Source organism: Flavobacterium sp. 5 (assembly GCF_002813295.1).
In the GTDB taxonomy this organism is placed as follows: Bacteria; Bacteroidota; Bacteroidia; order Flavobacteriales; family Flavobacteriaceae; genus Flavobacterium.
This window is the reverse complement of the sequence record NZ_PHUE01000001.1, coordinates 3217453-3233014: the sequence shown is the minus strand read 5'-3', so window position 1 is coordinate 3233014 and position 15562 is coordinate 3217453. Positions and strand designations below refer to the sequence as shown.

Sequence of the window (15562 nt, the reverse complement as noted above, 5' to 3'; positions counted from 1 at the left end):
TTAATTAAATCTAATGTTACAATGTCAAATTAAGTCCAACTGTAAATGTTGTTGGTTGCGGATATCCAAATCCAGCATTTTCAGGATCTACACCAGTAAAACTTTTAGCATCAATAATCAATAAATTTTGTCCACTGATATACATTCTAAAAGTATCAAGACTTAATTTATTCAATAAATCTTTTGGAAAATTGTATCCAAACTGCAAAACACGAAGTTTTAAATAATTACCATTCTCAACATAATAAGTTGAAAATCTTGATTCGCCATTTTTATCAACTGTTGTTAAAGCTGGAATTGTTGAATCTGGGTTATCCAAAGACCATGCATTTAATAATCGAGTTCCCTTATTAGAACCTATATCATCAACACTCCAAAAATCAGTTTGATATTTGGTATTATTGATAACATCAACATCACTTGCTCCTTCCCAGAAAGTGGTGAAATCCCAATTTTTATATCCTAGTCCTAAATTAAATCCATAAATCAAACCTGGATTTGGATTCCCTATCCACGTACGATCTTTAAGATCCGGAGTAATCACTCCGTCTCCGTTTAAATCTTTGTAACGAATACGCCCAAGGCCTTTTCCTTCTTGAATTGGCGAATTATCTATTTCGTCCTGAGTTTGAAATAAACCATCAGCAACGTAACCATACATAGAGTTAATCGGACGGCCTAAAATATTATCATCTAATCCATTCCCTCCGTAGTTGTTTTTTACTTCATCAGGTAATTGGGTAATTTTATTCTTATTAGCCGAAATGTTTGCCGAAATATCATATTTCAAACCAAAAGAAGTCACATCTTGGTAGCCTAAAGTAACCTCCCAACCTTTATTCTCCATAGAAGCACCGTTAACCCAGCGATCTCCTCCTTCTCCAATTACTGCTAAATAAGGAGGTAATACCAAAATATCATCCGTTTTTTTGATATAATAGTCCACCGAACCACTTAGTTTTTGCTTGAATAATCCAAAGTCCAAACCAATATTCGTTTGCGTAGTTGTTTCCCATTTTAAATCATCATTACCTGATTGAGTTTTAATGAAACCTGAGGGCAATAATCCATTTCCATTTCCTGCGATGTCATATGCCGTTCCAAATGAAGTTGCCCATGTTGGACTTCCACCAGCATAACTAGCTAAATAAAGACTATAAACAGCTGTATTGCTAATTTCCTGATTTCCAGTTTGACCCCATCCAGCACGTAATTTTAAGTCAGAAAAAACAGGAGCGTTATTTTTTATAAATTCTTCATTACTTATTCTCCAACCTGCCGAAACAGCCGGAAAAGTTCCATATTGATTATTTTTTCCAAAACGTGAAGAACCATCACGACGAATTGTTGCCGATAATAAATAACGATTATCAAACTCATAATCTGCTTTACCAAAGAACGAAAGTAAAGAATATACTGTTGAAGTCCCGCTTGTAAAAGACTCTCCTGTTCCCGCATCAGGATACATATAATCGGGAGTTTCAATCAAGAAATCATTTTTACGTAAAGTATTTGTATCAAAAATATCTTTATACATCTCTGTTCCAGCCATCAAATTAAAATTGCTTTTACCAACTTTCAAAGCATACGTAGCTGTATTTGACCAGGTCCATTTATCACTCACAGATTGATCTATGGTAACAGAAGTCTTATCGTTTTTCAAATTACCCGACCGATAGCTTCTTTGTAATGTTCTTTTATTGTAATAGCCGTAGTCCATCCCAAAACTACTTTTGAAATGCAGATTTTTAACAATTTCTAAATCAGCATACACATTTCCGAAAAGACGCAGATAATTGTACTTATTGTCTTTATTATATTCTAAAATACGTACTGGGTTTTGTCTGTCATTCATTCCGGCAACTGGTCCTCCCCAACCTTCACCATCCACAGTATGAACCGGAATAATTGGCAAAGCACGAAGTGCCAGATCCAAAACACCAGGATCAGTTACTTCATTCGTACGATTAAAAGTAAAATTTTCACCTATCACTAATTTACCGTCAAAATATTTATAAGAACCATTCATTCTAGCCGAAATTCTTTGAAAATCAGTTGTTTTCACTACACCCTCATTATCATAATATCCTAATGAGAAAACATAACTTCCTTTACTAGAACCATTTGAAACTGACAAATCATATGATTTTGCAATTCCTGTTTGAGAGATCTCATCATACCAATCTGTATTAGAGGACTTCAATGTTTGTTCAGCATCTAGAAACTCTGGAACCAAAACTTTATTCAATTGCGGTTTATTATTTACAACATTCCAATCAAATTGGTAGCGTAAATTATTACTGTTTGGGTTTAATCCATCATTAATATTTGCCTGCCAAAGTGCCTGACCAAATTGGTTTGCATTTAATACTTCCAATTTTCTTGAATAATCAGATATTGACGTATAGGTATTAAAATTGATTTTCATTTTGCCCTCTTTACCCTTTTTAGTCGTAATTATAATTACACCATTTGAAGCACGAGAACCATAAATACTTGCTGAAGAAGCATCTTTTAAAACCTGAATAGTTTCTATATCATTTGGATTTAATTCATGCATTCCTGATTTTGTCGGCATTCCATCAATCACATATAAAGGATCTGTGTTGTTTAAAGTTCCAACACCACGAATCACGACTTTTGTATTTGCTCCACTTGGAGAACCGTCGGAGGATACTTTTACACCAGCAATTCTTCCTTGTAATGCCTTAATTGGGTTAGGTTCGGGTTGTTTCATAAGGTCTTTCATATTGACTACTGCAACAGCACCAGTAATATCAGTTTTCTTTTGTTTTGAGTATCCGGTCACAACAACCTCATTTAGTTTATTGTTGTCAACCTGCAAATAAATTTTGAATTCTTTTTGTCCTTTAATATAGACTGTTTGTGGTGCGTAGCCTATAAAAGACACCACTAGAGTTGCATCTGATGAAACATCTGGTAAAGAAAAAGTTCCATCAAAATCAGTTGAAATACTTGTTTTTGTACCTGAAACAAGGATTGTGGCGCCAGGAAGCGGTAGGTGATCATCACCCGAAAATACAGCTCCCGTTATTTTATTATCCTGAGCTGTTATCGATAGCATCGGAAAAATAAAAAATAGAAAATAAATAATCTTACTTTTCATAAATTTTGGTTTTAGTTTTGGTTATATAGTTAATTGGTTAGTTACTAGGTTATAAATTTCAACACCTTGATTTGAAGAGGCAGAAATTTCAGTGAAAGGCTCCGTTGGAAAAAAGATTTCCGTCATTACTTTTTCACCATTGTTATAAAAAATTTCAATAGAAGTTTTATCTAAAATGATTTTAAAAACGGCTTCTTTTTGGTTCCCATTCAAAGCTGCTTTGCTTATAGTTGAAGCAAATTTTTCAGAAAAATCATTTTTTCCGGCTTTAGAACGATCTACAAATAAGTAGTTATCCGAATTATTGATTCCAAAGCTTAAAGACTCTCCAGCTTTATTTGAAAGTGTAAAAGTGTAAGTATCTTGTTTTATATTTTTTAAATCAAACTCAATAATAGCTTTTGTCAGATCTATTTTCCCTTCTGCTACTAATGATAAACGTCCTTTCCCTTTTACGTTTTTCTTAGTTGTAGTTTTAGAAACATATTTTTTGATTTCTTTTACCGGGTTACTGATTAAACTATAATTATTCTCTTTTTTGATTAACTTAATTTCACGCGGAATCGTAGTACTGCTTCTCCATGTCGTTGTAGGCACTTGTTGCCCATAATCCCAATTTGACATCCATCCGATAAATAATCTTCTTCCGTCAGAACTTGGAATATTATTCCAGGTTACTCCTGCGTAGTTGTCTTTTCCGTAATCTACCCAAACTGCTTTCTCGGCAGTTACTCTTTTAGCAAATTCAGCATCTAGTGTAAACGTTTTTCCATCAAAATCTCCGACAAAATATTGTGTTCCTGAACCACCATTCGCCCCACCTGGATTCAAGTTTTGAATTAGAACCCATTTCTTTTCATTGGTTCCCTCTACTTTTATCTGAAAGAAATCTGGACATTCCCAAACCCCTCCGTGTGCTCCAATATCTTTCCCAAAATCTGATAAATATTCCCAGTTTTTAAGGTTTGAAGATTTATAAAACTGAGTTCTATCCTGCACTGCCAAAACCATTACCCATTGTTTATGTGTTTCATCCCAAGAAACTTTTGGATCGCGAAAATCACGAATTCCTGGATTTTTGATTATTGGATTTCCTTCATCAAATTTTTTCCAAGTAAATCCATTATCAAGTGAATAAGCCATATCTTGATTTTCAAAATCTATTGCACCTTGAGTTTCTTTTTCTTTATCGTGCAAAGTATAAATTGCTACAATAGGTGTTTCTTTTCCCTTTGCCAAACCCGATGTGTTTTTACTATCAACAACCGCGCTACCAGAAAAAATTAATTTCTGATTATCAGGATAAATAGCTATTGGCAGTTCTTCCCATTTGATTAAATCCTTGCTAACTGCATGTCCCCAATGCATAGGTCCCCACACATTTCCATCCGGATAATATTGATAAAACAAATGATAGGTTCCGTTACTATAAAACATTCCGTTCGGATCATTCATCCAGCCTTTTTTAGGAGTGAAATGAAAATTAGGACGATATAATTGTTCTTCGGTCGTAGCTTTTGCAGAAACAACATTTGTTTGATCTATAGCCGAATATGGCTTACATCCTATTACAGAAAATAACAGACTACTAAAAAATACTAGCGGTAGATGTTTCGTTGATTTCATTTTTGTTATTATTTTTTGATGTTAATTTTTCACTTAGTTCTTCTAAAGAAATTCCTTTTGTTTCTGGCATTAAGAATATCACAAACAATAATTGTAAAACCATCATAAAGGTGAAAATCATAAATACTACAGCTGGCCCAATTTCAGAGAAAAGCATTGGAATTAATGATGGGATAATGGCAGCCAAAATCCAGTGTACCGAACTACCAAATGCTTGTCCTGATGCACGAATATGATTTGGAAAAATTTCAGAGATAAATACCCAAATTACAGCTCCTTGTCCAATTGCATGAGAAGCAATAAATAAGAATAGAAATATTGGTACAGATAAACCACCCCAATTAAAATAAAAAGATGCAGAAACAAGTCCCAATGAAATTATATATCCAATTGAACCAACATACATTAAAATTTTACGACCTAATTTATCAATAAGAGCAACACCTATCAAAGTAAAGACAAGGTTTATAACACCAATTCCAATACTGCTTAAAAGTGCTGTATTTTGTCCTACGCCAGCCTCTTCAAAAATTCTTGGAGCATAATATAAAAAGGCATTGATTCCTGAGAATTGATTAAAAAAAGCAAAAAGAAATGCCAAAATTAATGGGAAGCGGTATTTCTTCATGAATATATTTTCATGCTTATTTTCTCCTCCGTTTTGCTTTGTATTTTCCACAAAAACATTGATATCGATACCTCCATCAATTTTTGCCAAAACACTGCGTGCCTCTTGTTCTCTATTTTTAGACAATAACCATCTTGGACTTTCCGGAATTGTCAATATTGCTAAAGCATATATTAAAGAAGGAATCATTTGAACTCCTAACATCCATCGCCATGAATTTTCGCCAATATCTTTCAAAAAGTAATTGGAAACGAAAGCCATTAAAATACCCAGAACAATATTAAACTGATACAAAGCAACAAGTCTTCCTCTTTTTTCAGGAGGTGCAATCTCAGAAACATAAGCTGGAGCGGCAATAGTAGAAGCTCCAACACCAATACCTCCAATAAATCTAAAAAGAGCAAAAACATAAGGATCATTTGCAAAGGCAGAACCAAGTGCAGAAATAAAGTATAAAACACCAATCCAGAAAAGTGTATTTTTCCTTCCAAATGTATTAGCAGGAAAACCACCAAAAATAGCTCCGACTACTGTCCCCCACAGTGCCATCGCCATAACTACTGATCCATGAAATGCATCCGAAGAATTCCATAAATGTTGTAGTTGTTTATCAGCTCCAGAAATTACTACGGTATCAAAACCGAATAGAAAACCTGCTAGTGCAGCAGTAACAGACCAAATCAATATCTTATTCATTGTACATGTATTAAAAACTTGTAGCTAAGATATTCGCAAAAAAAACAACTTATTTTTGATGATGTTACAATTTTATTCCTTAATAATTATCATATTGATTTTTAAACATAAGTACCTAATTTACAGTAACTTATACTATTTAGAAATATTTAACGAAAACCTTGTAGTTACAATATTGATACATTACTTATGGAATTGATACACTGATTGTATCATTTTAAGACTACCCTAATGTATCATTTTTGTATTCTTTTGGAGAAACTCCAAATTTATTCTTAAAAGCAGTTGAAAAATAGTTAGGAGTAGAGAATCCAAGTGAGTATGCAATCTCAGAAATATTCATCTGATTTGCTTTTAATAGCTCTGCTGCTTTTTCTAATTTAATGTTATTAATATGATCACTAATATTTATACCAATAATAGCTTTGACTTTACGGTACAGTTGAACTCTTGAAAGATTAAGCTTCTCAGCCAGATCTTCAACAGAAAATTTTGGGTCTTCAAAATTAGACTTAATAATTTCATTCATCTTAGTAATGAATGCCTGCTCTTGATTACCAAACTTAGATTCTGGCTCAACTCTATAAATATTATTGGTATAATAATAGCGTAATTTCTCTCTGTTAAATAATAAGCTTGTAATAGATTGTTTTAAAATAGAAAGACTGAAAGGCTTTGTTATATATTGATCTACACCGCTCTGAAGACCTTTAAGTACTGACTCTTTTGTACTTTGAGCAGATAATATAATGATCGGTATGTGTGAGGTTCTCAGGTCTTTTTTAAGTGTTTTACTAATTTCAAAACCATCTTTATCAATCAGGTTTATGTCACAAATAATGATATCTGGTACTATATCCAATGCTTTTTCTATAGCATCTCTTCCATCAGAGATATAAATATTAAATTCGGCAGTCAGTTTGTTTTTTAAAAATAAAACTAAATCTCCATTATCTTCAATAATTAAAAGCGAGTGTTTCTCGGAATCTTCAATTATTTTATTATCATTAAAATCAGTATCCGAATTTAAATCGTCTAACAGTAAACTAGAAATATCATTTTTGTTTTCAGTAAATTCAATAATCTCAGAAGCTTTTAAATGACCGCTTCCTTTTAATAAAGTAATACTAAACTCGGAGCCTTGTTTTGATTTTAACTCAATTACCCCATGATGCAACAACACGAATTCTTTGGATAAATGCAATCCAATACCTGAGCTGTTTTTGTTGTTATTGGAAGCTCTGAAAAATGGATCAAATACATTAGAAAGTTCAGCCTCGGGAATACCAATTCCTGAATCTTTGAAAAGAATTTTAACTGAATTATTAGCGCTTTCTTTAATCGAAATAGTAATAGAACCATTATCTGGAGTAAACTTAAATGCATTCGATAGCAAATTAAAATACACTTTATCCATTAAACTTCGGTCTATAAATAGAGTCGTATCTTTTGCATCCGAAATTAATTTAAAATCAATATTTCTCCTTGCGGCTTCTCCCTTAAAATTAGTCATTACCTCATTCGTAAAACTATATATATTGGTTTTAGAAGCCCTTAAAGTAAACTTTTGTTCTTCTATTTTTCTAAAATCCAATAATTGATTAATAAGTCTTAATAATCGATTTGAGTTTTTGTGAATCAACTTTACTTCATCAATAAGCGCAGTTCCTTTTATCTTTTCATTTTCTATCAATGATTCCACATAACTCATTATTAGAGTAATTGGAGTTTTAAACTCATGCGATAAGCCAGTGAAGAAATTTAATTTGGCTTCGTTGCTCTTTCTTGCAATTTCAGCCATGTCTTGAATTTCATTTTTTTGCTCTACTACCGTTTTATTAATACGTTCAAGTTCTTTTTTCTTTCTTGAAATAAAAATTGTTGAATAGATACTATATACAGCCAAACTTAAAATGATTACCAAAAACAAACTCAACAGCCGAACCAGATTATTCTGAGAAGCATATTCAACCTCCTGAACATTTATTGCCGATTGTTGCTTTTCGATAACTTGCTGCTGCTGATCCACTCTATCCATCTGATTCTCGATGATTTCAGCATTATTTTGATCAATTACAATAGTATTTAAGATATTATTTTTTGCAATAGTTTCTTTATTATACATTTTTAAAGCCAATTTCAGAGCTTCATTTCCTCCTGTTGGATATAATATAGTTCCTTCAAGCACATTACTTTTTACCAATTCTATGCCGCCATTTACTGTATTTAAACCATCGACTCCTATAAATTTTATCTTTTTTTCAAGTCCTAATGTTTTTGCCGTTTCCCAGGCACTTAACGCCATTCGATCATTTTGAGCAAAAACATATTCAATATCAGAATCCTGCAAAAGGTAATTTTTAAGGGGTTTCTTAACCGATTCTTTTTCCCAATCGCCTTGAATAGTGTTTACTAATTTTAAATTCTTATTCTCTTTAATGATTTGATTAAAACCTAAGCTTCGTTCATAAGCAGGTGAAGAACCAATTGCTCCAGAAATATCTATAATTTTACCAGAACCCTTGCTGTGTGAGGCAATATAACGGGCAGCAATACGACCAATTTCAATGTTATCTGCACCTATATAAGCGGTATAATTTTCTCCCTCTATTTTTCTATCAACGACCAAAACTGGAATTCCAGCTTTAAGAGATTTTTCAACAACGGCGGTCAAAGGTTTTGATTCAATAGGAGAAACAATAATAACATCTACTTTTTGTGAAATGAATTTTTCGATGTCACCAATTTGTTTTTCAACATTATTTTCGGCGTCACTTATTGTTAAATTGACTTCTGGCCTCAAGGATGCTTCTATTTTCATCGAGCTGTTCATTTGCTTTCGCCAATCATCAGTGCTCATCGCTTGAGAGAATCCAATTTTTATATGATTTTTATTGTGGTGACCACAAGAAGACAAACACAAAATTGCTATTAATAAAAACCAATAATATCGAACGGAATGATTCATAAAAATATATGTTTAATGATGCTTTGAGAACATCGGATTGGAAGTACTATTATTTAACTGAAAATTAATAGCCTTTAAAATAGTATAAGAAGAAAACTAATCCTGCAATAAAACAAATTGCATTATAAGGGGGAAGGGATAAAACATTGTAAAAATAATGTTTTATTTTCATAGAACAAATAATTGACGATGCTTGTTTAATAAAAATCATCATCTATCCAACTACACAATTTTGTCTACATATTGAATCTGAAAAACATCTCGGGCATAACTGGTATGTTTGTAATAAAAAAGCTAAGTATTTAACCGCAAATGGTTTATAAATTCTAAACCGTTTTTTTATCATTAAAACCCAAAAATAGTTGTCAGCATTGATTATAAAAACTTAATTTGCGACCCCATGTCAAAACAATTATAAACAATAATGCGTCTTTCCCCTCTATTCTACCTAATTATTCTTTGCACAATTACTACAGCGCAAGCACAATTAAAAACCATAACCGATCAAACCGATTATCCTTTCTGGATTAATTTACCCAAGCAAGAAGTATTGGACAACAAAGCTCCAGTCATCTTATTTCTACACGGAAAAAGTCTGTCTGGAACCAATTTGAACAGAGTAAAGCGATACGGTGTAATTCGGGCAATCGAAAGAGGAAAAGAAATCCCGGCGATCGTCATAGCACCCCAAGTCGCTCATGGCGCTTGGAATCCAGACAAACTTTTACAGCTTTTAGAATATGTACAAAACCATTACAACACAGATTTATCCAAAGTATATGTATGCGGAATGAGTCTAGGAGGTTACGGAACTTTTGATTTTGCTGGTAAATATCCCGACAAAATAACCGCAGCAGTTGCTATTTGCGGAGGCGGAAACATAAAAGATGCCTACAATCTGGCCAAGATTCCGTTGTGGGTTATTCACGGAAACAAAGATTATATTGTTCCGCTTTCGGAATCCAAAAAAATGGTCAAAGCCATCCAAACCTGTGATCCTGATGCCAATGTTACTTTTACTATTGTAAAAGGTGGAAATCATGGTAGTGTAGAACATTACTTCCGAGAAGACAAAATCTACCAATGGATGTTCAATCAATCTAAACTTATCCCATAAAAAAAGGCTACCAATTGGTTAGTAGTGGTCGGAAGAAATTCCGGCCACTTATGTTTTAAAGACTTTTGAAGGATCTCCACCTGCCAACGTTATCATTATTGCAGTAATAAGTTCTCTAAGTTCCAAAACAAATCTTCTTTTAGCGGTTTTATAACCAATATTATTTGCTTTTTTATATATAAGGATAAGCATTGCTACAATTAAAGTCATATAAACCATTACTTCTATTCCATTTTTGCTGAGTGAAACAAGATGACTAAAATTGAGTTCTTGTTTGATAAATCTAAAAAAAACTTCAATATCCCATCTTTTCCTGTAATAATCAGCAACTTCTTTAGCAGTAAGTTGAAAATCATTAGTAATAAACCAAAAAACTTTTTCGGGATTTTGTTTGTTTTTCACAACCACTAGCCTGAATTGATTATCGACTTTTTCTTGGCGATGATGTGTGTTCCCTCGCTTGTTTTTTATTGGAACACCTGTGTAAAGGTTGACAATACTGTCTTGAATTAAGATATTTTCTCCAATATCTAAATCCTGATTTTCCAGAATCAAAGACCGTATTTCTTGATGTTTTCGGTTTTCCTTAGACCTGATAACAAATTTGATATTCTTTTTATCAAAGTCTTTCATAGTTCGGGTGGATTGAATACCTCTGTCGATAATGTAAATATTGCTATGTTCAGTATCTTTTTTTACTTGATTTAAAATAGCTTCGGGAAGAGCATTATCTTCTGCTGAATATCTTTGAGCATTAAATATCTCAACACCAGAAGGAAGAATTCCGTCAAAGGAAACACTATATTTTATAAGTTTTTTACCGCTTTTTTGATCAATACCTTCTTTGAGTTTTCCAGCAGCTTCTGCAACAATGGTACTATCTACCCGAATTAAATTATACTTGCCTCTTTCTAACTGATTGTAACTCTCAGAAAAACGATCATACATACATTCAAAAATTTCTTTGAAATAACTCGCATCAATCTTCGAGAGTCTCTCTGAAATTGAACTTCTTCGGATAGTTTCTGATTCATCCAAGTTAAATATAGATTTAAAACCTGAATAGTTAAAGGTGTCTTCCAATGTTCGTTGGCTGAGCTTTTCGTTATCCATTATAGAATATAAAAGCAGATAAAATACTTTTTTGCCATGAAGAACTTTTGAATAATGATCTACTTTAGTACTGGTGGAAAGATGGGATAAGAGAGCCTCTGGAATGAAGCCTAATAACTCTTTAACGGATACTTTGTGGTCTTTAAAATTTGCCATAGATTACTGATTTACCAGTAATAAATATACGTAAAATCAATACTATAAACAAGAAAAATCTCGTTAAATAAATAATTAAAAACAAAAAAAGTCGGAAGATTTTCTTCCGACCATGACTAACCAATTGGTAGCCTTTTTTATTATTTCAAGATCGTTGCAAGCTCTTCCAAACTTACTTTTTTCTGCTCTCCAGATACCAAGTCTTTTAAGCTAAATTGATTATCATTCATCTCTTCTTCGCCTACAATAACCGCATAAGGAATAAATCGTTTATCAGCATGCTGAAACTGTTTGGATACTTTGGCATTATCAGGATACAATTCTACTTTTATTCCGGCAGCACGTAATTCCTTAATGGCTTTCATCGAATAGAAAGCTTCTTTTTCACCATAATTAATAAATAATGCTTTGGAAGTAGAAGTTACTGCTTCTGGAAACAAACCTAACTCTTCGATAACCAAATAAATTCGATCAAGTCCGAAAGAGATTCCTACTCCACTCATATTTTTTAATCCAAAAATACCAGTCAAATCATCATAACGACCACCGCCACCTATAGAACCCATAGATACGGTTTTTGGTGCAGCCACTTCAAAAATTGCTCCTGTATAATAATTCAGACCTCTTGCTAAGGTTACATCCAAATCTAAATTGGCTGTAGACAATCCTAAATTCAAAACATTGTCACAAATAAAACGAAGTTCCTCTACTCCTTTCATACCTTCCTCTGAAGAAGATAATAAAACAGAAAGCTTTTCGATTTTCTCCGTAATTGTTCCTGTGAAATTAAACAACGGCTGAACTTTAACAATAGCTTCTTCCGAAATTCCTTTTTCAATCATTTCTTTTTTCACACCATCCTCGCCAATTTTATCAAGTTTGTCTAAGGCTACTGTAAAATCAATCAACTTATCCGATGCACCAATAACCTCGGCAATTCCCGAAAGTATTTTTCTGTTATTAATTTTCACAGTTGCACCTTGTAAACCCAAAGCCGTAAAAACAGAATCGTACAATTGCACCAACTCTACTTCTTGCCACAACGATTTAGAACCCACCACATCGGCATCACATTGAAAAAATTCTCTGAAACGCCCTTTCTGAGGACGGTCGGCACGCCAAACTGGCTGAATTTGATATCTCTTGAACGGAAATTCAATTTCGTTTTGATGTTGTACCACATAACGCGCAAACGGAACGGTCAAATCATAACGCAATGCTTTTTCGGAAATACTTGATGTTAATCGTGTACTGTCTTTGGCTTCTAAATGGGTTTCATTTGCTTTTGCCAAAAAATCGCCCGAATTCAATATCTTAAAAATCAATCGGTCGCCTTCTTCTCCGTATTTCCCCATTAAGGTTTCGGAGTTTTCAAATGAAGGAGTTTCTATAGGTTGGAATCCAAATTTCTCAAAATTGCTTTTGATGATTTGCATAATGTATTGTCTTTTTGCCACCTCAGCAGGTGAAAAATCTCTAGTTCCTTTTGGAATACTTGGTTTTGATGCCATTGTTTTACTTTAGAATTTAGTTTCGGATTTCAACAAAATGGTTCAAATCCTAAATAGAGTGCAAATATCTTATTTTTAAAATTATTACTCCCAAAAATCCAATCAAAGTTTTTAGTAGTAAATAATATGGTAAAAACAAGAGAAAGCAAAGAACCAAAACCAAAAACGGCTACTGATTATTTTTTTGGAGCAGAAAGACTTGGCATTTTCAGGAAGATGGTACCTGCTATCCGTTACAATCTTTTTGTCCCGATAAAAAATCGGTACAAAAAGGATTTCCACTTCTATCAGGGCTAAAGGGAGAGAATAGTGATTCCTTGTTATTATTTACAATCAAACACATTATTTTAGAAAGCAGTTTTCAGAAGACAGAAAGTAGAATACTATATAGTAATTTGTTATTACCCAAAGTCATCCCGAAGAGTTTGTCATGCTGACGAAGGAAGCATCTTCGCAAGTAGCTTCACAATCATAGTACAGCACGCCATACTAATAGTAGGGCTCGCCTCTCGATTTTGTATGTGTCGCCTATTTTTTTGAGAGGCGCTCCTTCGATTTTCAAAGGCTCGCCTCTCGTTTTTTTAAGTCTCCCCTTCAAAATCGATAGGCTCACCTCGCTATTTCAAAGGTATCGCCTCTCATTTTACAGGGAGTACCTCATAATTGTTTAGGCGAGCCACGATTTTAGTATGGCTGCCCTCCAATTTTAGTAGGAACGCCTATAGTTTTGGTAGGCGAGCCTACAGTTTAGATAGGCGCGCCTATAGATTTCGTAAGCACGCCTATGCTTTTGATAGGCTCGCCTACAATTTAGATAGGCACGCCTATAGATTTCGTAGGCATGCCTATGCTTTTGGTAGGCGAGCCTACAGTTTACATAGGCGTACCTACACTCAGTCAATGTAATTTGAAGTAAGTAAAACATATAAATTCAGTGTGAATCCCTTTAATCTGTGGACAATTATTCGCAAGGTTATCTTGTAAAGAGTGTTCGGGAGATACTTCCTTCATCAGCATGATAAACTAAACAAAATGGCTAACAAGACAGAGCTGCAATCTATTTGGTGTAAATTATAAAGACTAAATTCACTATTTAATCACAAATGCCCTAGCCCAGATGTAGTGAAAATTTTGCAGGAAAAAATAATATTATTTTCTTGACAAAAAGAGCGACCAACGGAAGCTCCTTTTGGGCAATTGAAAATAAATTATTTTGACAAAAAATTGTAGTGAAAGCTGGAAGTAGCTCCTTAGAAAAAAACACTCAAATATTTCTGAATTTCCTGAAATCATTTTTGTAACAAAAATTGTATTTTCGTGTCAAACTACCATGATGCCAAAACTATTTAAAGAAAATATCCGAATTGCATTCGGTTCTATCCGAACGCAATTGCTACGAACCACATTGACAGTATTAATTATTGCCATTGGTATAACAGCACTGGTTGCAATCCTAACCATTGTAGCGGCTTTGGGGAACACATTATCATCTGATTTTGCTTCGATGGGAGCCAATACTTTTAACATAAATCAATACGAAAACACCTCTCGCCGTCGTGGTGGCGGGGAACGCGAAATTATAAATCCAATTATTTCCTATCCTCAAGCGTTGGCTTTCAAGAACAAATACAATTACCCAATGACCGAAACGTCATTATCCTTTACAGCTACAACTACTGCCGAAGTAAAATATGAAGCTACAAAAACAGATCCCGAAATTAGTGTATTAGGTGTCGATGAACATTTTTTGACCAACTCGGGACTAGAAACTGATGCGGGAAGAAATTTTACCAATTTTGATATTTCGAACAATGCTTATGTTTGTGTTATCGGATCCGATTTTAAAAAAGGACTTTTGAAAGATGTTAATCCGCTAGGCAAAACGATTTCTGTACGTGGTGCCAAATTCAAAGTTATAGGTGTGCTAAAAGAGAAAGGTTCTACCTTTGGAAACAGCCAGGATTTAAGGCTTTTAATTCCTATACAAGTAGCTCGTTCCTTATTTACTGCTCCAAACATTAACTATTCTGTGAGTGTTATGGTTGGAAAAAAAGAGTTATTAAGCCCTGCAACCGACTACGCTATTAGTGCCATGCGTGGGATTCGAAAATTAAGCCCCGTAAAAGACAATAATTTTGGTGTTGTACGAAGCGATGATTTGATTAATAAAATAATGAGTATCTCCGAATATTTAAATATGGCAGCATGGCTTATCGGGATTATCACCATTTTTGGATCATCGATCGCTTTGATGAATATTATGATTGTTTCGGTAACCGAACGTACTCGAGAAATTGGAGTTCGAAAAGCATTGGGCGCCAAAAAAACGACTATTGCTTTTCAGTTTTTTATCGAAACATTATTGATTGGTCAAATTGGTGGTTTGGTAGGGATTATTTTTGGAATTTTAATTGGCTTTGGAATTTCGAGCTTAATGAACTTTGCCTTTGTAGTTCCTTGGGGAGCTATTATTGCTGCCTTTGCAACCAGTTTTATTGTAGCAGTTGTATCTGGATTGTACCCTTCTATAAAATCGGCAAATTTGGATCCGATTGAGGCTTTACGATATGAATAGGTTTTAAAATCACCATATTGGTTACGATATTCAAGACTAACTATC

The 15562-nt window shown here is 33.7% G+C and carries 8 protein-coding genes; 2 read left to right on the top strand and 6 right to left on the bottom strand.

Annotated elements, in window-relative coordinates:
* Positions 1 to 16: 16 nt before the first annotated feature.
* From CLU82_RS13450 to CLU82_RS13435, 4 genes are all read right to left on the bottom strand, one after another.
* Positions 17 to 3127 carry a TonB-dependent receptor gene (locus tag CLU82_RS13450; protein ID WP_100843573.1) on the bottom strand — a complete coding sequence of 1037 codons (3111 nt, stop codon included), beginning with the start codon at positions 3125 to 3127 and terminating at the stop codon, positions 17 to 19.
* Between the two features lie 21 nt (positions 3128 to 3148).
* Positions 3149 to 4753, bottom strand: a complete 1605-nt coding sequence (locus CLU82_RS13445) for a glycoside hydrolase family 32 protein (RefSeq protein ID WP_100843572.1) — start codon at positions 4751 to 4753, stop codon at positions 3149 to 3151.
* Entirely contained in the window at positions 4716 to 6077 is a 1362-nt protein-coding gene (locus tag CLU82_RS13440; RefSeq protein WP_100843571.1) for a sugar porter family MFS transporter, read from the bottom strand. Before CLU82_RS13440 ends, CLU82_RS13445 begins: the two co-directional genes overlap by 38 nt.
* 223 nt (positions 6078 to 6300) lie before the next feature.
* The gene (locus CLU82_RS13435; RefSeq protein ID WP_100843570.1) at positions 6301 to 9045 is read right to left on the bottom strand and encodes a substrate-binding domain-containing protein; all 2745 of its coding nucleotides are present in this window, start codon (positions 9043 to 9045) and stop codon (positions 6301 to 6303) included.
* Positions 9046 to 9469: 424 nt separating this feature from the next.
* Between CLU82_RS13435 and CLU82_RS13430 the strand changes: the two genes are divergently transcribed.
* Entirely contained in the window at positions 9470 to 10162 is a 693-nt protein-coding gene (locus CLU82_RS13430; protein WP_100843569.1) for a prolyl oligopeptidase family serine peptidase, read from the top strand.
* 48 nt (positions 10163 to 10210) lie between these two features.
* On the opposite strand, the gene CLU82_RS13425 is transcribed toward CLU82_RS13430, so the two are convergent.
* Positions 10211 to 11431: an IS4 family transposase gene (locus tag CLU82_RS13425; protein WP_100841957.1), complete on the bottom strand. Its 1221-nt coding sequence runs from the start codon at positions 11429 to 11431 to the stop codon at positions 10211 to 10213.
* Positions 11432 to 11571: 140 nt separating this feature from the next.
* The gene (gene hisS / locus CLU82_RS13420) at positions 11572 to 12942 is read right to left on the bottom strand and encodes a histidine--tRNA ligase (protein ID WP_100843568.1); all 1371 of its coding nucleotides are present in this window, start codon (positions 12940 to 12942) and stop codon (positions 11572 to 11574) included.
* A 1330-nt stretch (positions 12943 to 14272) separates the two neighbouring features.
* Here hisS and CLU82_RS13415 point away from each other — a divergent pair.
* Positions 14273 to 15517, top strand: a complete 1245-nt coding sequence (locus tag CLU82_RS13415) for an ABC transporter permease (RefSeq protein ID WP_100843567.1) — start codon at positions 14273 to 14275, stop codon at positions 15515 to 15517.
* Positions 15518 to 15562: the final 45 nt, after the last annotated feature.

Excerpts from the sequence above, each read along its gene's own strand:
- CLU82_RS13425 (WP_100841957.1), bottom strand. The coding sequence starts at position 11,431 with ATGGCAAATTTTAAAGACCACAAAGTATCCGTTAAAGAGTTATTAGGC.
- CLU82_RS13435 (WP_100843570.1), bottom strand. The coding sequence starts at position 9,045 with ATGAATCATTCCGTTCGATATTATTGGTTTTTATTAATAGCAATTTTG.
- CLU82_RS13450 (WP_100843573.1), bottom strand. The coding sequence starts at position 3,127 with ATGAAAAGTAAGATTATTTATTTTCTATTTTTTATTTTTCCGATGCTA.
- hisS (WP_100843568.1), bottom strand. The coding sequence starts at position 12,942 with ATGGCATCAAAACCAAGTATTCCAAAAGGAACTAGAGATTTTTCACCT.
- CLU82_RS13445 (WP_100843572.1), bottom strand. The coding sequence starts at position 4,753 with ATGAAATCAACGAAACATCTACCGCTAGTATTTTTTAGTAGTCTGTTA.
- CLU82_RS13430 (WP_100843569.1), top strand. The coding sequence starts at position 9,470 with ATGCGTCTTTCCCCTCTATTCTACCTAATTATTCTTTGCACAATTACT.
- CLU82_RS13415 (WP_100843567.1), top strand. The coding sequence starts at position 14,273 with ATGATGCCAAAACTATTTAAAGAAAATATCCGAATTGCATTCGGTTCT.
- CLU82_RS13440 (WP_100843571.1), bottom strand. The coding sequence starts at position 6,077 with ATGAATAAGATATTGATTTGGTCTGTTACTGCTGCACTAGCAGGTTTT.